Annotated in this window: 15 protein-coding genes and 3 tRNA genes; 8 read left to right on the forward strand and 10 right to left on the reverse strand. The window is 54.1% G+C overall.

Features of this window, described 5'->3' with window-relative positions:
* Nucleotides 1-323: 323 nt before the first annotated feature.
* Nucleotides 324-1481: an ATP-binding protein gene (locus HWX74_RS03115; RefSeq protein WP_176012154.1), complete on the forward strand. Its 1158-nt coding sequence runs from the start codon at nt 324-326 to the stop codon at nt 1479-1481.
* Here HWX74_RS03115 and HWX74_RS03120 read toward each other — a convergent pair whose 3' ends face one another.
* Nucleotides 1482-2813 carry a tyrosine-type recombinase/integrase gene (locus HWX74_RS03120; RefSeq protein WP_176012155.1) on the reverse strand — a complete coding sequence of 444 codons (1332 nt, stop codon included), beginning with the start codon at nt 2811-2813 and terminating at the stop codon, nt 1482-1484.
* A gap of 293 nt (nt 2814-3106) precedes the next feature.
* A protein-coding gene (locus HWX74_RS03125; RefSeq protein WP_176012156.1) for an IS630 family transposase occupies nt 3107-4236 on the reverse strand; the annotation gives its coding sequence in 2 pieces (ribosomal slippage) (nt 3107-3798 and nt 3798-4236; 1131 coding nt in all).
* Nucleotides 4237-4326: 90 nt separating this feature from the next.
* Between HWX74_RS03125 and HWX74_RS03130 the strand changes: the two genes are divergently transcribed.
* Entirely contained in the window at nt 4327-4653 is a 327-nt protein-coding gene (locus HWX74_RS03130) for a transposase (RefSeq protein ID WP_303048118.1), read from the forward strand.
* A gap of 575 nt (nt 4654-5228) precedes the next feature.
* On the opposite strand, the gene HWX74_RS03135 is transcribed toward HWX74_RS03130, so the two are convergent.
* On the reverse strand, nt 5229-5741 hold the full coding sequence (locus HWX74_RS03135; protein ID WP_176012158.1) for an STAS domain-containing protein: 513 nt from the start codon (nt 5739-5741) through the stop codon (nt 5229-5231).
* Between the two features lie 28 nt (nt 5742-5769).
* Nucleotides 5770-7545, reverse strand: coding sequence for an alanine--tRNA ligase (locus HWX74_RS03140; protein ID WP_176012159.1), 1776 nt, complete (start codon nt 7543-7545; stop codon nt 5770-5772).
* Between the two features lie 223 nt (nt 7546-7768).
* Between HWX74_RS03140 and HWX74_RS03145 the strand changes: the two genes are divergently transcribed.
* The 6 genes from HWX74_RS03145 to HWX74_RS03170 all read left to right on the forward strand — a co-directional run bounded on the left by HWX74_RS03145 (nt 7769) and on the right by HWX74_RS03170 (nt 16134).
* Nucleotides 7769-8041, forward strand: a complete 273-nt coding sequence (locus tag HWX74_RS03145; RefSeq protein ID WP_176012160.1) for a hypothetical protein — start codon at nt 7769-7771, stop codon at nt 8039-8041.
* Nucleotides 8042-8111: 70 nt separating this feature from the next.
* Nucleotides 8112-9569, forward strand: a complete 1458-nt coding sequence (locus tag HWX74_RS03150) for a metallophosphoesterase (RefSeq protein WP_176012161.1) — start codon at nt 8112-8114, stop codon at nt 9567-9569.
* Nucleotides 9570-10033: 464 nt separating this feature from the next.
* Nucleotides 10034-11029 (forward strand): LacI family DNA-binding transcriptional regulator, encoded by a 996-nt coding sequence (locus HWX74_RS03155; protein WP_176012162.1) that lies wholly within the window; start codon nt 10034-10036, stop codon nt 11027-11029.
* A 95-nt stretch (nt 11030-11124) separates the two neighbouring features.
* Nucleotides 11125-11856, forward strand: coding sequence for a prepilin-type N-terminal cleavage/methylation domain-containing protein (locus tag HWX74_RS03160; protein ID WP_176012163.1), 732 nt, complete (start codon nt 11125-11127; stop codon nt 11854-11856).
* A 92-nt stretch (nt 11857-11948) separates the two neighbouring features.
* The gene (locus HWX74_RS03165) at nt 11949-14885 is read left to right on the forward strand and encodes a LamG-like jellyroll fold domain-containing protein (RefSeq protein ID WP_176012164.1); all 2937 of its coding nucleotides are present in this window, start codon (nt 11949-11951) and stop codon (nt 14883-14885) included.
* Nucleotides 14886-15147: 262 nt separating this feature from the next.
* Nucleotides 15148-16134, forward strand: coding sequence for a Gfo/Idh/MocA family protein (locus HWX74_RS03170; protein WP_176012165.1), 987 nt, complete (start codon nt 15148-15150; stop codon nt 16132-16134).
* A 298-nt stretch (nt 16135-16432) separates the two neighbouring features.
* Here HWX74_RS03170 and HWX74_RS03175 read toward each other — a convergent pair whose 3' ends face one another.
* From HWX74_RS03175 to HWX74_RS03200, 6 genes are all read right to left on the reverse strand, one after another.
* Nucleotides 16433-17341 carry a 5'-3' exonuclease H3TH domain-containing protein gene (locus HWX74_RS03175; protein ID WP_176012166.1) on the reverse strand — a complete coding sequence of 303 codons (909 nt, stop codon included), beginning with the start codon at nt 17339-17341 and terminating at the stop codon, nt 16433-16435.
* A 220-nt stretch (nt 17342-17561) separates the two neighbouring features.
* Entirely contained in the window at nt 17562-18077 is a 516-nt protein-coding gene (lptE, locus tag HWX74_RS03180; protein WP_176012167.1) for an LPS assembly lipoprotein LptE, read from the reverse strand.
* Nucleotides 18074-19186, reverse strand: coding sequence for an outer membrane protein assembly factor BamD (gene bamD, locus HWX74_RS03185; protein ID WP_176012168.1), 1113 nt, complete (start codon nt 19184-19186; stop codon nt 18074-18076). Before bamD ends, lptE begins: the two co-directional genes overlap by 4 nt.
* Nucleotides 19187-19326: 140 nt before the next feature.
* Nucleotides 19327-19402 (reverse strand) — tRNA-Gly (locus HWX74_RS03190).
* A 20-nt stretch (nt 19403-19422) separates the two neighbouring features.
* Nucleotides 19423-19498 (reverse strand) — tRNA-Gly (locus tag HWX74_RS03195).
* A 19-nt stretch (nt 19499-19517) separates the two neighbouring features.
* A tRNA-Gly gene (locus HWX74_RS03200) sits at nt 19518-19593 on the reverse strand.
* Nucleotides 19594-19664 lie beyond the last annotated feature (71 nt).

The raw sequence follows: 19664 nt of genomic DNA on the forward strand, positions 1-19664 counted from the left end.
AATACCTTAACTCATTCACGGATTCCCAAGAAATAAACTTGACATTGTGCGCCGTTTCGATAAAAGCAAGTTCTCTTCAGTGATTTGATGAAATCGGCTATCGCATTCAATTGTTCGGGCGGTAGCTTTTTGGTCTCCCGAATCAGCTCCGCTTCGGATGTTCCGATGGCCGCATTTCAGAAGCACCGATAAAGTTCGGCAGCCTGGCAAGATATTTCTTCTGGAATAAACTGGAATGGAATTTATTTATGCAGTTTTTTGATTCTACTTGAAATCTGCATATCGAGTGATATATTGAGTGATGTCGAAAAGGAGACCGCATAATGATTAAACGAAAAATACAGCAAGAACTGGCAAAACTGGCTCAGGAGTACAAGGTTGTCACGATTACGGGGCCTCGTCAATCCGGAAAAACCACGCTTGCCCGCATGCAGTTTCCTGATTACAACTATGTCAATTTAGAGGAACCGGAAACCCGGCAGTTGGCGGAACGCGATGCCAAAGAATTTCTGAAGCGTTATTCCACTCCGATCATCATTGACGAAATCCAGCGGCTTCCGATGCTTTTGAGCTATATCCAGGTCGAATGCGATAAAAGCAGCGCCAAGGGGCAATATATCCTTACCGGCAGTCATCAGCCGGCCCTGAAAGCGGAGGTCGCCCAGTCTTTGGCTGGACGCACCGCTATCTTGCAATTGCTGCCGCTTTCCATTGAGGAATTGACGGAAGCCGGAATTCAGCTGGATCGGGATGAATATTTGTTCAAGGGGTTTATGCCGCAGCTTTACGAAGAGAATATAGACATTACACGTTTTTACCGCAACTACTATATGACTTATGTAGAGCGCGATGCCCGGCAACTGGTCAACATCCGCAATTTTTCCTCATTTGAAATCTTCATCAAGCTGCTGGCCGGGCGTGTCGGGCAGTTGGTCAACTTGAACAGCCTGGCCGGCGATGTCGGCGTGTCTTCGTCCACGCTGGGAGAATGGCTGTCCATCCTGGAGGCAAGCTACATTGTATTCCGTTTGCTGCCCTATTTTGAGAACTTCGGCAAACGTTTGATCAAGACACCGAAACTTTACTTCACGGAGGTTGGCCTGGCCGCCTATTTGTTGGATCTGGAAAATCCCGGCATGGTTACCCGCGATCCTCTGATGGGGAATCTCTTTGAGAACATGGTCATCGTCGAAGCCTTGAAAGCCCGATACAATGCTGGCAAGGATGCCGGACTCTATTTCTTCCGGGATTCCAACGGGCTGGAGATCGACCTGCTGCAATCGGCGAACCGCAAACTCTATCCGATGGAAATTAAAGCCGCTCGAACCTATAATTCCGATTTTGCGGTCAACATCAGGAAGTTTGAAAAACTCAATGACAAGACCGCAGGCGGCAGTGTCATTTACTCCGGGGATAACGTGCAGAAAATCGGTGATATACAACTGTTGAACTTTATGGACACCGCAGGCATCGTCCATTGATTATGCATCAAGCTTTTCTACAAAATCGACTACTTTTATCAGTTGTTCATGGGACATATGTTGAATCTTCCGGATCAATTCGGTACGAATTTGATTTTCGGATGATTCGATGTTTTTGACTTCGGTGTAACCGATGAAGTCAGGCATTTTGGCGAGATACTTCTCTTTGGCTTCGCGGTCGGCATGGGCCTGATAGTGCTTGGTCATTTCCGGGCTCATATGACCGAGGATCGATTGCACCACCGGCAGCGGAATCTGATAGCATCCGGCGAGGTAGGCAAAGGTATGACGCAGCGAATGCACGTCTTTTACGCTGGAAGCCCTTGAACGGTTCCGGGCGGTACGGGTAGTCTGAATTCCCAATCCTTCCAGAAAACTTTTGACCCGATAGGAAATTCCACTCGGATTGTTCTGATACATTGCCGCATGTTCGGGAAGAACGTATTCTCCAGCCGCAGAAATGGATTTCTGTTCATTGAGAAAACTTGCCAGAGGCGGCAGAATCGGAATTTCCAAAGCCGCTCCGGTTTTGCGCCGTTTCCGGACGATCCAGCGTTCATCCCGGATATCATTCCATCGCAGGGTACAGATATCGCCCTCGGAAAGCCCTGTGCAAATGCCGATGACAAACAACGGACGGACAAACGGATCAAGATTATCTCCAATCAATTTCAACTCGGCCGGGGTGAACGCATCACGGCTCTCCGAATCATTATCCATCATGTCGAATTCAAAAGGATTATAAAGAATCCCTGCTTCTTCCTGCAATTTGGCAAAGACTGATTTCAAGGTTTTGTGAAAAGCATTAATGGTACGTCCGGAAAGCCGGCTTTGTGCATCGTAGCTGTGAACTACGGTTTTTCCCTGATAAGCCCGTTGATAAGTAATTTTGCGCAGATAACGGCCGTTTTCCCGTAACTGACGAATGTAAGCCTCCGCATGGGTTCGGCTGACGCCATCAAGCTGTTCGACTGCAGGATAGGTTTCATGCATGAAAGCGACGAAATCATTCCACTGACTTTGGTTGATCTGCTGCTGTTGAACGCTCGGTTGTTTACGGCGAGGCTTGGCAAGATACAGTTCAAATGCGGCATCCAGTGTGATCTTATCACCGCCGGTCAATTCCCGCTTGAAGTTTTCGACGAGTGCCCCGACGCTCTTTTGCTCAGAAAGAACTTTGACTTTTTCCTTGAGTCTCTTTTCATAGAGAAGAGCGGCAGGCTTGGTGGTACAGCCCTCGCAGACACCACGATAACGTTTGCCGTTCTGCGAAAAATCGTAATGATATTCACCGGTCTCACCGCTGCTGGTTTTGCGTTTTGCCACACTCATAAAAACACCTTTCGGATTGCTTCCCTTTAATGCCTAATGTAGCATATCTCCGTCAGGGTGTCAATGACTGGATGTCACATTTCTGCCGCATTTTAATAAAAATACAGCATTTTTGAGCTTGAGAACATTTGACTGGGGGTCAAAAGGTCGAGAGTTCAAATCTCTCTAGCCCGACCATTTCTTTATCAACAAGTTAGAGTATATTAGTCAATATAAAATTTGATATCATCATCTAACTTTCTCTTAAGCTGGAACTTTCTGGTCTTTTTTGTTTTCAAGAGGCTAGTGTCCAGTCAAATTTGAAAAGATGGATATAGTCGATGCAACTTTACTCGTGCATCCGTTGTTGAAAACTGCCAATTGATGGTTTTTGTTTTCTGGTTTCGCTCTTTCTCCCATGTATTCACCATGCTTCTCATTTCTTCTATGGAGGCGATTCTCTTTTTCAGACATTGTGCCGATACTACATTGAGTTCAATTTCCGCCATATTGAGCCACGAACCATGTTTTGGCGTGTAAACAAGCTCGAATTTATCCATTAAAGCCTTGGCTTTTTCTGGTGGAAACGTTTCGTACCATGATGCCGGTTTATGTGTGTTGAGGTTATCTTCAATTAAAATAATCTTCTCTGCATTCGGATAGGCCAAAGCTATTTTCTCAGTAAATATCGCCCAATCCTTTGCTGTTTTTGTCTGTGTCACATCTGCCATTCTCCACCCGCGCAACGGTTCGCTTGCCAACAAGACATTACATGTTCCCATGCGGCGATACTCATAGTCCACTCGTTTAGACTGCCCTGGACGCATAGGCTGTATTTCTCGCACTTCCTCAAGCAACTGGCGAGGCATCTCATCATAACAAACGACTGGGAATTTTTCGTCATAAGGCCGCTTGTAAATATCAAGCACTCGTTCCATATCTGCAACAAATGCCGCATTTTTCTGCGGCGGAATTACCCATTGCTCTTTTTGCCAAGGCTTGAGTTCGTTTTTTTAAGAACCTGCCGCACTGTTTCATGCGATACAGATTCAACATATTCCAGCTCCACCATTTTATCAGCAAGCAAGCGCAAGCTCCACTGCGAGTGTCCCGCTGGCGGTTCTCCGCAACTCAAGGCTATCAAATGTGCTTCAAAATCACCGTCTGTATGCTTGGTACGTCCTCCGCCATGCGGCAGATTGAACACTCCTCCCATTCCGTTTTCAAAGAAACGCTTACGAACTCGATGAACACGCAATTTACCGACCTTCAAGAAACCTCCGACAATTTCATCGGATTGTTTCTTGCCCTCGGATTCATCACAATTCAGCAGTATCAAGGCATCCAATACCTGCCGGGCATTGCGCTTTCCGCTCGACACCATCTGATTCAGTTCCTGCTTTTCATCGTTCGTTAAACAAAACCGATATTTTGCATCTGCCATATCCAACCTCCATTGTTAAATCCATTGGAGATTAAGATAACACATAATTTTATCTTTTCAAATTTGACTGGACACTAGGTTCAATACTGCATAAATTGTTCCAGAGCAAAGAGGCAGAATCTCGATTTCGGTCGTGACCGGCCACTCACCACCCCGAGCCCTTTGTATCGATTCGAAAACGGAATGGGACGTCAGGCCTGCCTCGAATTGAGCCGGTTATTTGTCGAATTCTTCATAAAGAGCTTTCTTGTGCCGCCTCGTGAATTGGTTCTTGATTTCGATGCCACTGACGATCTCACCCTGCGGGATGCAGGAAATATGATCACCATTGTTTTTCTTCCGTTGTATGTTTTCTGCGGGGATCCATTGCTCACGGCTTGCCTGCGGCCATCCAAAACAGGTAGAAACAGCTTATAATAAGACACATGAAAAAAAATTGAAGCTGTTCACGGAATTCCGATATGCGGCAGGAACCTGGAAATATCCCCGCCGGGTAGTTGCCAGAGTGAAACTCAACAGAGACAAACCACTTCCGGCTTCTGCTTTCAAGTTTGACCTATATTCTCATGGAACGGTTTCGGACATTGCTGTTGACAGGAACTCTATTTGCCGAGGCAACCGGCGACTCGGAAATAAAAACGTTCGGATCGCTACGGCATTTCTCGACGATTCGAACGTTTCATGCAACATTCAGGCTGGAGAAATCCGTAAGGATATTGAACCAAAGGAGTTCAATGATAATACACGCGGCTGAAACGTTATTATCTTCCGCGATCGGCGCAACCATGCCGGCAGAAACCGCCGGCATTCTCGCGTTGCGGTCCGGGACGTCCGGAAAAACCTTCAAGAAAGCCGCATCCCGCTGATGGGCGTGGCTGGAACATCTGGGCCTGCCGCCGTGATGCAGCCGATTCGCTCAGGCAGGAAGCAAAGAAGCTCTCCGCCGGGCAACCCGCCCGGATACCCGGCCTCCCCCGCTCGGAGGCGGATTCTCACTTTATATCATTTTTCTTCTGCTGGCGCAACCGTTCGAGATCCTCTTCGGCATACTCGACCACCTTCTCAAATTTCGGCAAGTTGTCCAGATCAATGTTGATCAAGGTCTTATGCGCATCAACGACCGTCTCCGCCGTCCCGATCCTGTCCGGCTGTCCGGTATTGGCCCTGGCCCAGTTGGCCGGTTCCGCCGGTGTCGTTTCGGTGAACTTGAACAGCTTTTCGACGCCGAGCCCTTTCAACAAATTCCGGTTGAAGGTGCCGGCGTTGGTAATTTCAACCGTCAAACCGTTGTTGCGGGTCTTGAGGCCGATCATCGAAAGGATGCCCATAAAGGTGCTGTCCATGCCGACACACTCCTGAAGGTCAATGATAATCCCTCTGGTCGCCGCGGTAATTTTCTTGGCAAATTCCCGCAACGGCACACCGCACTCGAAATTGGCACGGCCGTTCACTTTGATCGTATAGACCTCGTCGCTCTGTGCGATCAGCAGTTCCGCTTTTTGCATTGCCTTCCTCGCTTCCGGTTAATGGTTGCTATTTTACCAGCACCGCCTTGATCCGGCGGACACCGCGGCTGGAGCTCTCTTCCTTCAAAATCTTGAATTGCCCGAGATCGGCAGTATTCTGCGCATGCGGTCCGCCGCAAATTTCACAACTGACGTCGCCGATGGAGTAAACCTTGACCCGTTCGCCGTAACGTTCGCCGAACAATCCCATCGCCCCCTTCCGCTGGGCGGCCTCCAGCTCCATCTCTTCACAGACCACCGGGATCGCCCGCCTGATCGCATCGTTGACCAACGCTTCCGCCGCCTTGAGCTCCTCGGGCGTCATCTTCGCTTCATGAGAAAAATCGAACCGCAGCCGTTCGGCAGTAATGTTCGAACCGCGCTGCTCGACATGCGTACCCAGCACTTTCCGCAAAGCCGCCTGCAGCAAATGAGTGGCGGTGTGCAGCAATGCCGTCGCTTCGGAATTGTCGGCCAGGCCGCCCTTGAACTTCTGCTCGGCCCCTTTGCGCGACAATTCCTGATGTTTCTCGAACGCCGCCGTAAAACCGGCGCCATCGACTTCGAAACCGCGTTCCTTGGCCATTTCAACGGTGAGTTCCAGCGGGAACCCGTAGGTTTCGTACAGATAAAAAGCATTCTTGCCGCTGATGATCTTCTTCTGGACATGCTCCGGCACGCGGGAGATCAGTTTCTCAAATTCACGGGTGCCTTTTTCCAGCGTCAGGGCGAATTGCTTTTCCTCCTTGGCCAACTCCTCGAGGATGACGGCGCGCTGGGCGGTCAGCTCCGGATAAACGTCGCCGAATTCGGCGATGACCACACCGGCCAGCCGGGCGGTAAATTCGCCGGCGATATCCAGTTTGCGGCCCTCCCGGATGGCGCGGCGGATCAACCGGCGCAGCACATAAGCCTGGTCGACGTTGCCGGGGGTGATGCCGTCGGCCAGGATGAACACCGCCGCCCGCAGATGATCGGCGATAATCCGCTCGGAACTGCAACGCCGCGCCGGCGCCGGCTGCCGGCGGATCGTATCCAACTCAGCGAAAATCGGCGTGAAGAGTTCGGTTTCATAACAACTTTTCTTGCCCTGCAGCACAGCGGTTACCCGCTCCAGCCCCATGCCGGTGTCGACGTTGCGCTGCGCCAGCGGCAGAAAAGTGCCGTCCGGCTGCTTGTCGTACTGCATGAATACGTCGTTCCAGATTTCCACCCACAACTTGTCGGACGGATCGAACACTTCCGGCGCCGGCTGGTCGCCGGTCCAGTAAAACATTTCGGTATCCGGGCCGCACGGTCCGGTCTGGCCGGCCGGCCCCCACCAGTTGTCCTTCTTGGGCAGCCTGGCGATGCGCACTTCCGGCACGCCGAGACTGCGCCACAATTCGAACGCTTCGGCATCGAACGGCGCGTCGTCGTCGCCGGCAAAGACGGTGAAAGCGAGCCGCTCCAGCGGAATGTTCAACCACTCTTTGCCGGTGAGAAATTCAAAGCTGAAATGAATCGCTTCATTTTTGAAATAATCGCCGAGCGACCAGTTGCCGAGCATTTCGAAAAAAGTCAGGTGCACCGCGTCGCCGACTTCGTCGATATCGCCGGTGCGGATACATTTCTGGAAGTCGACCAGCCGGATGCCGGCCGGATGCCGGGCGCCCTGCAGATACGGCACCAGCGGATGCATGCCGGCAGTGGTAAACAGACAGGTCGGATCGTTCTCCGGAATCAGCGACGCGCTCTTGATTTCCTTATGACCCTTGCTGACGAAAAATTCAATATATTTTCTTCTTAAATCTTTTGCTTTCATAATCGCTAACCGTGAATTCCACCTTTAGAAACAGTTTATCCCGGAAAAGGATAATTTGCCACCGTTCCATGCTTTTTGCAAATTTGCGACGCTTATTTTCCCGGAAAAGCTGCCGGAAACGACTTGCAAAATTTGCCCAATTGCATTATTGTTACTCCATATGAAGAGGAGGATCGGGGGCAAATGAGTTGTCACGGCCTCAGAAAATCAGCAAGGAGAAATCATGAAAGCGTTGTTATTGACGGTATTGGCCGCCGGAAGTATGCTGCTGTTTGCCGCCGGGTGCTGTTCGAGCGGATGCGGAAATTCGTCCGGTCGCTGCGCGGCCGCATCAAACTGCCCGAGTTCGCAGGCCTGCGCGGCCAAGCAGAATTGCCCGGCCGATCAGCAATGTTCGAAAACCCGGAAGTGTACGGAGTGCAAGCCCGGTAAAATGTGCGACGCCTGCAAAGCCAAAGTGCAGGATTGTCCGAAAACCGGTGAAGCTGCCAAGTAAAGGACCGGTCAAAACTTGATGGGCTGCAGGATTTGCAGCCCGTTTTTATTTTACGGAAGGAGTCGAAAGCGTGAGTGTGCGATTCGCGGTGATCAGCGATCTTCATTTTTCCCGTTCGCCCTCGGAACTGCCGGCCAGGCGCGGAGAGTTTGCCGCGTTGCTGCTGCGGCGGGCAGTCGAATACCTGAATCTGCGGACCGACATCGACTTGCTCTGCCTGGCCGGCGATTTGCTGGACAATCCGGCCGATGTCGAATTGCTGGCGGAATTGAAAGCCGTTCTGGACCATGCCCGGCTGCCGCTACTGGTGATTCCGGGCAATCACGACCCGGAACCGGAACTCTTTTATCAAACCATGCCGCGGGCCGATTATTTCGATGCCGGCGCCAGGGCGCGCTTCATTCCGTTCGTCGATCCGGAATTGCCGGGCTGCCATGCCCGGCGGCTGCCGGCGGAATTGGCCCGGGCGGAACGCTTGAGCGCTGAATTCGCCGGGCCCAAAATTTTTCTGCAGCACGTGCCGCTGTACCCGCCGGGCCGGGCCGACAACCGTTACGGCTACGCCAATGCCGACGAAATCGTCGGCCCGATGCGGCGGCTCGGCGTGGCGGCAAGCATTTCCGGCCACCAGCACGAAGGCTGCCGGACACTGCCGGACGAAGGCGTTTCTTTCTGTTGCCTGCCGGCGCTCTGCGAAGCGCCGTTCGCGTTCAGGATTTATACGTTGTCCGATGCCGGCCGGCTGGATGAGGAAACAATCGCTCTGCAATTGCCGGCCGGCCGCCGCTGGAGTGATTTCCATACCCATTCCCCGTTCGCCTACTGCAACGAGAACATCGATTACCATCTCGAACGACAGTTGATGGACCTGTTGCACCTGGACCGGGTGGCCGTCACCGAACACTCCAGCCACTTGTTTTATCCGCGGGAAGAGTATCTGAAGCGGCAGTGGTTCGAGCACGGCATGCCGCCGCCGGGCCCGGCCGACCGGTCCGGCGATTACCTGACCTATCTCGACCGGATTACCGCCGCCGATTCGCGTTTCCGGCGCGGGACGGAGCTGGATATCGCCGGCGACGGCAGTTTCCTGATCAACCGCGCATTGCAGCGGGGCACCGAACTGCGGCTTGGCGCCGTTCATGCGCTGCCGGACGCGGCGGCGCCGGATGCGCCCGCCCACTTCCTGAAACTGGCGGAGCGGCTGATCGCCGCCGGCGGCATCCAGGTGCTGGCCCACCCGTTCCGGGTCTTTTCCTGGAACGGCGTCGGGCGGAAACCGGCGGAGCTGTTCGCGCCGCTGGTCAAATTGCTGAAGGAACACCAGGTGGCGGCGGAAGTAAATTTTCACTGCAACCGGCCCGATCCGGACTTCACCCGGCAATGCATCGACGCCGGGGTCAAAATTTCGCTCGGCAGCGACACGCACAATCTTTACGAACTCGGCTTTTTCAACCCGCACCTCGATTTCCTCCGCGCCATCGGCTACGACGGCGATTGGGACGATATCCTGTTCGATCCCGGCAATTAAACGGCGAACGGGAAGGAGGTAAAATCCGGCCGCATCAAGTCATGGGCGTAACCCCCGAAAACAAAAGAGCCTTCTCCCAGGGGAAGGAGAAGGCCAGGCAAAAGAGGGAAAAGATAGGAGATTTACATTGCTATAGACTGGCGACGGCGGGGTTTGTTCCACTACTTTGCACTTTTGCGGCGTTTTTTATCATAATTTAGTGCCAGGCGTCGGTTTTTTGCCAATAGTCCGCCGGCCGCACGGTGATTTTCAACCGTTTCCGGAGGCTTCCCGCGATTTCGGCAATCGGTGCGATCGGGCCTCGGCATGAGTCTAAAAAACCTGCATGCGGCGTTATTCGCCTCCCTTCCCAAGCGACCCGGCCGATGAAAATGAAAAAATTATTCGGCAGGGTATTGACAAAATCACTTTTTTTTGCTATACTATTTATAAACAGGCGTAGGTACGCCTTAAAGGAAACAAAGATGTCACCCAAAGTCGTAACCACCAAAATGATTGCCGAAGAGGTCGGGGTTTGTCAGCAGATCGTTTCGGCGGTCCTGAACGGCAACCACAAGCGGGTTTCGCAACGGACGCGGGAAAAAATTCTGGCCACGGCCAAAGCGATGAATTACCGCTCGAATCAGGTGGCGAAAATGCTGCGTTCGGGCCGCAGCAAATTCATCGGCGTTTTATTTGCCTCGCTGCTGGACCGCTATTTTGCCGAAATGCTGCATTTTCTGGAGCGCGAACTGGCGACCCGCGGTTACATCGCCCTGTTGAGCAACTGGGAAACCGTCGAAGAATTCGATCGGGTGCTGGACAAAGTGATCGGTTACGGGGTAGAAGGAATCATCACCAGTCACGACAACATCGCCAAGATTCCGCCGGGCCTGCCGACGGTCATTTACGATTACCGCCTCGCTGACCGCGACAGCGTCGAAGTCGACAACCGCGAATCGTTCCGGGAACTGTTTCATTATCTTTACGGGCTGGGGCACCGGGATTTCGGCTTCATCGGCGCCCGCGAGAACAATGTCCGCTACTGGAGCTTCCGCGATTGTCTCCAGGAGCACGGTTTGCCAATCAGGCCGGAATGGATTTTCGAGTGCGGCGGCTACTATCAGGAAGGCGGCCGGGCCGCCGGACATTTTCTGGCCGGCGGATCGCTGCCGACGGCGATCATGAGCACCAACGATGCCGCCGCCATCGGCGCTATGGCGGAATTCCGGCGGGCCGGACTCAAAGTCCCGGAGGAACTGTCGCTGACCGGCGTCGACAACATTCTGGAATCGGCCCATGTTTGTCCGTCGATCACGACGATCGACCTGCGGATCGAAGAGTCGGCTGCCGCCCTGGTGGAAAACCTGATCGGCCGGCTGGAAATGCCGGAAAGCGCATACAAGCATACCGTGACCAGAGGAAAACTGGTTCAACGCGAGTCATGCGCGGCACCGAAAAACCGGACGGGAAATGAATGAGCGGGACCGGCAGTGCCGGGCGCCGTTGAAAATGGCAAATATTTTTACTGAATTTGAAACCTTCACCATAAACCGAAAGCAAAAGGAGCTGAAAAATGAAAAGACAGAAATTCACATTGATTGAACTGCTGGTCGTTATTGCGATCATCGCCATTCTTGCCAGTATGCTGCTGCCGGCGCTCGCCAAAGCCAAAGGCAAGGCGCAGGAGATCAGTTGCCGCAGCAACATGAAGCAGCTTGGTATCGTTTTCGTCATGTACACGATGGATAACGAAGATTATACTCCGGCCGCCGTGCCATTCCGCAATAACGCGCAGGTGACCTGGCAGGTGCAGTGGCATGAGGATTACGGGATCGACGGCAATGTGTTCCTGTGTCCGGGCGGCAACGGCGAATATGACAAAGATGGCGCCTGGCAAGTCAACGCCGACCTCGGAATCAATTACTATGTAGTCGGTTACAATTTCCACCAAGGCAACCTTCTTCCGGTCAAGATGACTACCCTGCTCAACCTTCTCAACGGTTCAACACCAGTCATCATCACCGATACCGTGTCCCGCAAGGATGTTTCTAACAATCCCGATAATGTCTGGGGCTATATGTTCGATGCCAGCGCCATAACGACGAGCAATGACAACGGCTTGTACAACCCGGTCGACGGCGTCCAGGCTTACGCGCCGGTTTATCCGCGTCATTCAAATGCCACCAATGTTCTGCTCTACGACGGCAGCGCCACCAGCCTGACCCGCGCCGCCTGCCGGGCCGAAGTGGTCAAATATTTTCGTCCGTATCACGACTATGGTAACGGCTGGATCTACGCGGAATAGTGGAACTCCGTTTCTCTCTCGGCGGCAAACCGCGGCGACCGGGTGCCGCGGCCTTGTCGCCGGACGACAAATCTGATGCCAGGAAAACAATTATGATCTCCATACGAAAACTTTTATCCTTTGCCGGTTTGCTGTTCCTGTCCCTGAATGCGGTAACCGGACTCGATTACCACCGGGATTTGCAATACTCTTATTACGAACCGCCGCCGCGGGAACGGGCCGGCGGCAAAACTTATTTTTATGCGCAGTGGGAGCCCTATGATCTGTTCCACAATTACATGGGTTACTGGATCGACCGGCCGCTGCTGACCAACGTGGCCTGGCGCGACCTGTACGAGCCGAACCGCCAGGAGACCAATTATCTGGGAGAAGTCGAAATTCTGAAACGCTATGAAATCGACGGCTTCGCTTCACTGGACTATCTCGACGCTTACCAGCAGAAACTGGAATGGGAGCAGAAGCACCAACTGGGCCTGACTCACCTGCTGGTCCTGCCGACTTATCTCTATCCCGACAATTACGAATCGCTGCGCGAATATGTCCGGTCGGCGGTAAAGGCGCCGCAGTCGCCGCGCATCAACGGCAAGGTGGTCATTTTTCATTATAGCGAAACGGAATGGGAGCCGGAAGTATTGAAAGAAATGATCGACCGGTTGAAACAGGAACCCGACATCGGCGACAGCTTTCTATTGTTCGGCGACATGCCGTTTCTCGAATTCCACGGCAAATTTGCCGAATACGCCGCGATGGGCCAGGCGCCGGCCGAGGATTTTCTGGAGCGTTACCGCCGGGCGGTCCGCGCCAAGCTCGACGCCACCGACGGGCTGGCGCTCTATATCCGGGATATCGGCACCCTGCCCCATGAGAAAATCTGGGCGGCCACCGTACTGCCCTGGTACCGGCAATATATGCTGCCGATCATCCTCGAAGAGTTGGAAAAACCGGAATATAAAGGCAAACTGCTCGGCGCCTACCTTCGCCACGGCTACATCAACCACCTGTCCGGCAACAACGTCGCCGAACACGGCACCCGCCAGCTCCGGCTCCATTTCGACGAAGCGCTGCGGGCCAATCCCGATTTTCTGATTTTTTTCGAGTGGAACGAAGCCAATGAGAACACCAGCATCCAGCCGACGGTGGCCAACAGTTTCACCCACGCCAGGCTGATCCGCTATTATGCCAACCGGCTGAACGGCAAGGAACTCACCCCGATGCCGGGCGACGATACTTCGATCCCGAACCTGGTTCTCTCCAGCCGCCAGCGGGCGCGGCTCGGCGAACTGATCCATTACGAAATTTTGAATATCCCGGACGGCGCGCCCGCAGCGACGCTGCAGGTACAACTGATCCTGAAGGATATCGACGGCAGGGTACTGCAGGAATTTCCGCCGGAAGCGTTTGAAACCGATAAACTGATGGCGGTCAGTTACCGGGTGGCCACCGAGGAGCTGGCCGATCAGTTCGCCGTGGTGCCGGAGCTGAAAGTCACCGATGCCGACGGCAACAGTCACCTTTACGACAGCTTCGATTATACGGAATTGTGCGGCACCGCCAACTGGCGTTACAAGGAAACCCACCAGCCGCTGCGCGACCTCTTCGTGCCGCAGTCATCCAAATTGTCGGTCCGACGCAATCCGGACGGCACCTATACGATCGACGCTGCCCTCGCCGCATCGGAAAAGCTGAAAGCGGTGGAGGTCATGAACTGCCATGAGGAAGCCGCCGCGGCCGATCCGAGCGATGAATTCGATTCGGAAAAGTATGCGGTCATCCTCGGCGCCTTCACGGCGATGGGACTGCCGGATACGCCGCGGCCGATCGGCGTTTTCTCAATGTCGCATGCCGGCAACTGGGCGGTGCGTTCCGACGGACTCATCCACGGCGTCTGTCTCCCGTATGATGAAACGCCGGAGGGCGGCATGAAAATGTTTACGATTTTCCTCAACATGCGTTCCACGTTCGTCCTCAAGGTGCCCCGGCAGCACGTCGAGGAAGCCGTGCTCGAAATGGACTACCCGGACGGGATCGGCAAGCACCAATTCCGCATCCGCGACATTCTGGCACAGGGGAAATTGGCCAAGCTGCTCACCCGCAATATCCGCCTCGACCTGGAACGCCTCGACCGGCTGGCCGACTACCCGCTCCTGGAACAGCCGGAAGGGCGCATCCATACGGTGATGCATTCGCCGAATCATTTTCCGATCTTCCAGTTGCGGGCCATCACCGACAGCGGCAAAATCTACCGTTCCAAACCCACAATGCCGTTCCGGCCGGACGCGAACGGCAAGACGGAAACCCTGCCGGTCTTTTCCGAATACCGCGGCAAAGTCGTGCCCATTGCAATCCGTTCGGTGCGGATTCCCGAGTTGAATTATCAATTCCTCCCCGCTTGCGGCGCGATGCTGCCCAGCGGATATGAGCCCTTTTATGACGCGCAACTGGGCGGCGGCTTCACCTATCTCGAACCGATGTGGCGCGGGCCGCTTCCATTCCTGCCGCAGGATTACCAGTCGTTTGCGCCAGGCTGGCAGGAAGAGGACGGCGTCCCGTACCTGTCGTTCGACGGCGTTTCCAACTACGTCAACCTGCCGCGCGAAGCGCTGCCGAGCGGCGCCGCCACGCTGGAATTCGAAATCCGGACGCCGGGCGGCCGGGAACAGGTGCTGTTCCGCTGTTTCGCCCACGATTTCGCCGGCAATCTGCAACTGGTGATGAGCGAAGACGACGAACTGATCGCCTCTTACGCCCAGGGCACCGGCGACCGGCAATTCCAAACCGGGCTGAAAATTCCGCGCGACCGTTGGACGAAAATCAAAGTCGATTACGATTATCGGACGCTCACTTTCTCCGTCGGCGACGAGACCAGGAGTTATCCTTTCTTCAGCCGCGGCTACGTGCCGAAACCGGCCGCCTTCGGCGGGACCAATGTGCCGAAAGGACCGGTCGGCGAAAACACGAAATATTTCAAAGGAGATTTGCGCAAACTCTACATCCGGCACAACAGTGCCCGGGCGTCGCAAACAAACTGATCTTATTTCCCGATACGCCATGTGCAGGTCTTTTTTGCCTCCCCAGCCCGTGCCGCCCCCAACGCGGTCCGGCCGGCAAACACCGCCGACTCATATCGCCTGGGGGCGAAACCGGTTCCCACAAGCGCCGTGATTGCCCAAGATGATTTTTCCGGGAAATTCCCGATAAATCAGACCGCGCGGATTGATTTTTTCCGACGAATCAATATTCTAAAGGCAAAAGAGCAATGCCGGGACAGTGAAACCGGCGGAAAGGATGAAAATGATCCGTTTTGCGACAATCGGCACCAATTTCGTGACGACATGGTTTCTGGAAGCGGCCGGGCAATGTGAAGAGCTGCAGTATGCGGCGGTTTATTCCAGAACGGCGGAAAAAACGCGGCAATTCGCCGAACAATATGGCGCGGCGAAACAATATACCGATTTGAACGCCCTGGCCGCCGACCAGGATATCGATGCCGTTTATATCGCCAGCCCCAATGCTTTGCACTGCGAACAAGCCAAACTGATGCTCGGCAGCGGCAAACACGTGCTGTGCGAAAAACCGGTCGCCTCGAATCTGCCGGAGCTGCGGCAAATGCTGCAGACGGCCGCCGCACACGGCGTCGTGCTGCTGGAAGCGATGCGTTCCGCTTTCGATCCGGGTCTGGCGGCGATCCGTGACAACCTGCCGAAACTCGGCCGGATCCGGAATGTCTGTTTTCAATATTGCCAGTATTCGTCCCGCTATGACAAATTCAAAGCCGGCATCGTCGAAAACGCTTTCAACCCGCTCTATTCCAACGGCGCGCTGATGGATATCGGCGTCTACTGCGTTCACCCGCTGGTGCAACTGTTCGGCCGCCCCCGGAAACTGCAGGCCGAAGCGGTGATTCTGGACAATGGCGTCGACGGGGCCGGAACCATCCTGGCCGGATACGACGGCATGCTGGCGGAGCTGGTGTACTCGAAAATCGCCAACAGCCGGCTGCCGAGTCAGATTCAGGGGGAAAATGGCTGCATGATCATTCGGGAAATCGCCAGTCCCGACGAGGTGACGATCCTTTACAACGATCAGACCGAAGAAAAGATCGTCGCGCGCGCCAGGCAGTCGAATATGATCTATGAAGTCCGCGAATGGCTTCGGCTGATCCGGGCCGGCGCCGACGCAACCCCCTACAACGGCAATTCACTGCTGGCGCTGGAAGTGATGGACCAAGCCCGGCAGCAGATGGGAATCCGCTTCCCGGCCGACCGGGAGTCGGCGTAGCAACCGGCGGCGGAAAAGCCCCCACAAAAAAAAGTGCCTTCTCCCGGGGGAGGGAGAAGGCCAGGCAAAAGAAAGGAAAAAGATAGGAGATTTACATAGTGCTATAGACTGCCGGCTGATGTGTTTGTTCCATTCTTTTTTCTTTTTTTTGCAAAAATTTTCAAAATTTCCGATTTTTTTCAAAAAAAAGTGCCTTCTCCCGGGGGAGGAGAAGGCCAGACAAAAGAAAGGAAAAAGAGATTTACACGATTTATAGACTGCAAACCGGCCGGATTGTTCCCGCATTATCCCAAAAAAATCAAATATTTCCAAACAAATCATCAGTTTCTTTGGCCGGAACGGCCGAATCCGGAATTTCCCGGAGCAGTGACTTCAGTTCCATCTCAACGGCGATTTGCCGGATGGCCGGCCAAACCGGCTCCCGGCGCCGGATCGCTTCCGCCAACGGCGGCAACTGCGTCGGCCATTCGGTCCGCAATTGAATCAAACGGATATTTCTGGCCAGCAATTCACGGCTGTTCAGCAATTTTTCCCGCAACCTGACATTAGCGACCAAATCCGGCCGGTCCCAAAACCGTGACAGCGATCCGACCTCCCGCAACAACGTCGCCGCGGTTTTCGGCCCGACGCCGGCGACGCCCGGAATATTGTCCGAAGAGTCGCCCAGCAGCGCGAGATATTCGACGATCTGCTCCGGTTTGACGCCGAATTTCGTCTCCACTTCGGCCACACCGCGCCGTTCGAAGCCGCGGTTCAGCCGGTCCGGCACCAACATGCAGACCCGGCTGGAAACCAGTTGGGAAAGATCTTTGTCCGAACTGATGATTTCCACTTCATAATCCGGAACGGCCTGCAACGCCATGGCGCCGACCAGATCGTCGGCTTCATAATTTTCCACTTCATACAGCGGCCAGCCGAACGCTTCGGCCAGTTGCCGCAGCCAGGGAAGCTGACTTCGCAACTCTTCCGGCATCGGCGGACGGTTGGCTTTGTAATCCGGCGCCAGCTCCAGCCGGAACGCCGGCTTGCCGCAATCGAACAGCATGGCGCCGCTCTCGGAAGGATGTTCCTGCTGCAATTGCAGCAGCAGCCGGGCAAAGGCGAAAATCGCGTTGGTCGGCTGCTGCCTGGAATTGCTCAACGCCCGGATGGCGTAAAAACAACGGAAGATCTGGGAATAAGCGTCGATCAGAATCAGTTTTTTCATACGGCAACCCTGAGATAAGATGAAGAAGAGTTAGGGTTTAGCCTCTTGAGCATTTTAGAGGAGTAATTATGAAGAGGAGAAAATTGCGTATAGGTGCTCAACAGACATAAACCCTAATTCTAAGGACAATATAGCATACTATTTTGAAAAAAGATATAGCACAAAACATTTTTTTTGCATTTTTTTTCAAAAAGCTCGAAAAAACAGCGCAAAAACATTGTTACCATGCTTCCGTCGTATAGGAAACGATCGTCTGCGCCGCATTGCGCGCCGCCTGCAGAATCGCCCTTCTCCGGTTGGTCTGCATATCGGCCTGGACCTGGAAATCGGTATTGCCGGAGACTTTACGCGTCGAAACCAGCGGTTCCGCCTGGCCGGGAATGATCACCGAAAATTCACTGTCGACGATGACGTTCCACTCCTTGGGCCGATAGGTCAACTCATTGTCATAGGAATCGCCGCTTACTTCGGTAAACGCCACATTGATGACCCGGGCGTATAGAATGCAGTCGGCTTCTTCCAGCGAAACCACCTTCAACGAACCGTCCAGCATGAACTGTTCACTCAGAAGCTGGCGCATCTCCGCCGAAACATTGTAGGCGACGGTATTGTTCTCCACCGGCGCGATGGCGATGGTGTGAATTTGCGGGTGCATGATCGAACCGACGTGATAACAGCCGTTCAACCACAACATGACCGCCAGCAGCGGCAAGGCCAGTAGAAAACGTTTCATCATTTGTTGGTATCCTCCGCCGGCTCCGTCACTGCCGCTTCGGCGGCCGGTCCGGAATTATTTTGAAGATTCAAATCATAGATCGGCAGCAGAAAACGGCCGTCGCTGTTTTCCGGCACCAGCAGCAGTTCGTGCGGTTCCGCCGGAATCGGATAGGCGGCAAACTCGTCCAGCCGCTCCGCCTGGTCTTTGACGACCGTTTCCGGCACGTAAGACCGGTCGATTTCGGTCAGCAACTCCTCGGAGGAATCCGCCGCCGCACTGTCCGGCAACTCCTTGAGAATCTGATTGAGATAACGCTCGGCCACCGCGTCACGCCCCATCCGGTGATAAAATTCGGCAATTTCCTTCAGTCGCTGCGCCTCGGCATCGCGGATTTTCAGGATCAGCTTGGCAACGCCGGGATTTTCCGTCGCCTCCGGATAACGCTTCTGAAATTCGCGCAGCACCTCCTGCGCTTCCGCGCTGTAACGGCCGTCGCCGTCGCCGGACAGCGCCAGTTCGTACAGAACCGTGCCGAGCCGCAGGTAGGCATATTTGCGCTCCGGCGCCTCCGGGTAACGCTTCAAAATCTGCCGGAGCATCTCCGCCGCTTCATTCAATTTGCGGCCCTCGATCAGACGAACCGCCAACCGCAACTGGGTCTCCGGCCCCTGCGGCGTATAGGGCGCCCGCTCCAGCGCTTTCGTGTAAACTTCCTCGGTTTTGTCGCTGTCGGACAGCCACGGAATAAAGCGCAGCGAATAAAACGCCGGATCGCGGTGTCCTTCATAAAAAGCGTCGCCGATCTGGTACTCCCGATCGACCAGTGCGGCATAGTCGCACTGCGCCGCATAGGAGTCCAGCATTTTTTCGATATTTTCGAATTCTTTATAATACATGCCGGCCTGGCGATAGGCTTCGATCGCTTTGCTGACGGCGTTGGCTTTCAGCGGGACCGAATCGGCCAGCAGCTCGGCAGCCAGGAAATCATCGGCGGCCCCGGTATAGTCCTTCGCTTCGAGCGATTGCAGGCCTTCGGCATATTTTTCATTGGCATCCTTGTCGTCGGCGTATAACGCGCCGTTCAGCAGCAGCAATCCCAGCAAGGCGCCTCGGGTCAATCTATTCATGGTTCTTTCCGGTTGTCAATCGTTTTCCGGTTTTCACTGCACACGGCATCCGGATCAATACTTTAACCCCATGTTTGACAAATTCCAAATCCTCCGGCGTGAAATCACTGAATTTCCAGAAGCCTGTCGGCAGAAAAAAGTGGAGCGAGTGAACGGAATCGAACCGTCGACAATCACGTTGGCAACGTGATGCTCTACCGACTGAGCTACACTCGCAACCAAAGAGCACAAAAAAATGGAGCGAGTGAACGGAATCGAACCGTCGACAATCACGTTGGCAACGTGATGCTCTACCGACTGAGCTACACTCGCAACCAAAGAACACAAAAAGTGGAGCGAGTGAACGGAATCGAACCGTCGACAATCACGTTGGCAACGTGATGCTCTACCGACTGAGCTACACTCGCTTGTGTTTTGGTGATATAAAACATAATTCAAACTTGACGAAATGCAAATCGACGCCGGAAAAAAAAGAGTT

The sequence above is a fragment of the Victivallis sp. Marseille-Q1083 genome, assembly GCF_903645315.1.
In the GTDB taxonomy this organism is placed as follows: domain Bacteria; phylum Verrucomicrobiota; class Lentisphaeria; order Victivallales; family Victivallaceae; genus UMGS1518.

What these genes read in the sequence shown, in the direction of transcription:
- HWX74_RS03115 (WP_176012154.1), top strand. Translation starts at nt 324, where the DNA reads ATGATTAAACGAAAAATACAGCAAGAACTGGCAAAACTGGCTCAGGAG.
- HWX74_RS03120 (WP_176012155.1), bottom strand. Translation starts at nt 2,813, where the DNA reads ATGAGTGTGGCAAAACGCAAAACCAGCAGCGGTGAGACCGGTGAATAT.
- HWX74_RS03135 (WP_176012158.1), bottom strand. Translation starts at nt 5,741, where the DNA reads ATGCAAAAAGCGGAACTGCTGATCGCACAGAGCGACGAGGTCTATACG.
- HWX74_RS03140 (WP_176012159.1), bottom strand. Translation starts at nt 7,545, where the DNA reads ATGAAAGCAAAAGATTTAAGAAGAAAATATATTGAATTTTTCGTCAGC.
- HWX74_RS03145 (WP_176012160.1), top strand. Translation starts at nt 7,769, where the DNA reads ATGAAAGCGTTGTTATTGACGGTATTGGCCGCCGGAAGTATGCTGCTG.
- HWX74_RS03155 (WP_176012162.1), top strand. Translation starts at nt 10,034, where the DNA reads ATGTCACCCAAAGTCGTAACCACCAAAATGATTGCCGAAGAGGTCGGG.
- HWX74_RS03160 (WP_176012163.1), top strand. Translation starts at nt 11,125, where the DNA reads ATGAAAAGACAGAAATTCACATTGATTGAACTGCTGGTCGTTATTGCG.
- HWX74_RS03165 (WP_176012164.1), top strand. Translation starts at nt 11,949, where the DNA reads ATGATCTCCATACGAAAACTTTTATCCTTTGCCGGTTTGCTGTTCCTG.
- HWX74_RS03170 (WP_176012165.1), top strand. Translation starts at nt 15,148, where the DNA reads ATGATCCGTTTTGCGACAATCGGCACCAATTTCGTGACGACATGGTTT.
- HWX74_RS03175 (WP_176012166.1), bottom strand. Translation starts at nt 17,341, where the DNA reads ATGAAAAAACTGATTCTGATCGACGCTTATTCCCAGATCTTCCGTTGT.
- lptE (WP_176012167.1), bottom strand. Translation starts at nt 18,077, where the DNA reads ATGATGAAACGTTTTCTACTGGCCTTGCCGCTGCTGGCGGTCATGTTG.
- bamD (WP_176012168.1), bottom strand. Translation starts at nt 19,186, where the DNA reads ATGAATAGATTGACCCGAGGCGCCTTGCTGGGATTGCTGCTGCTGAAC.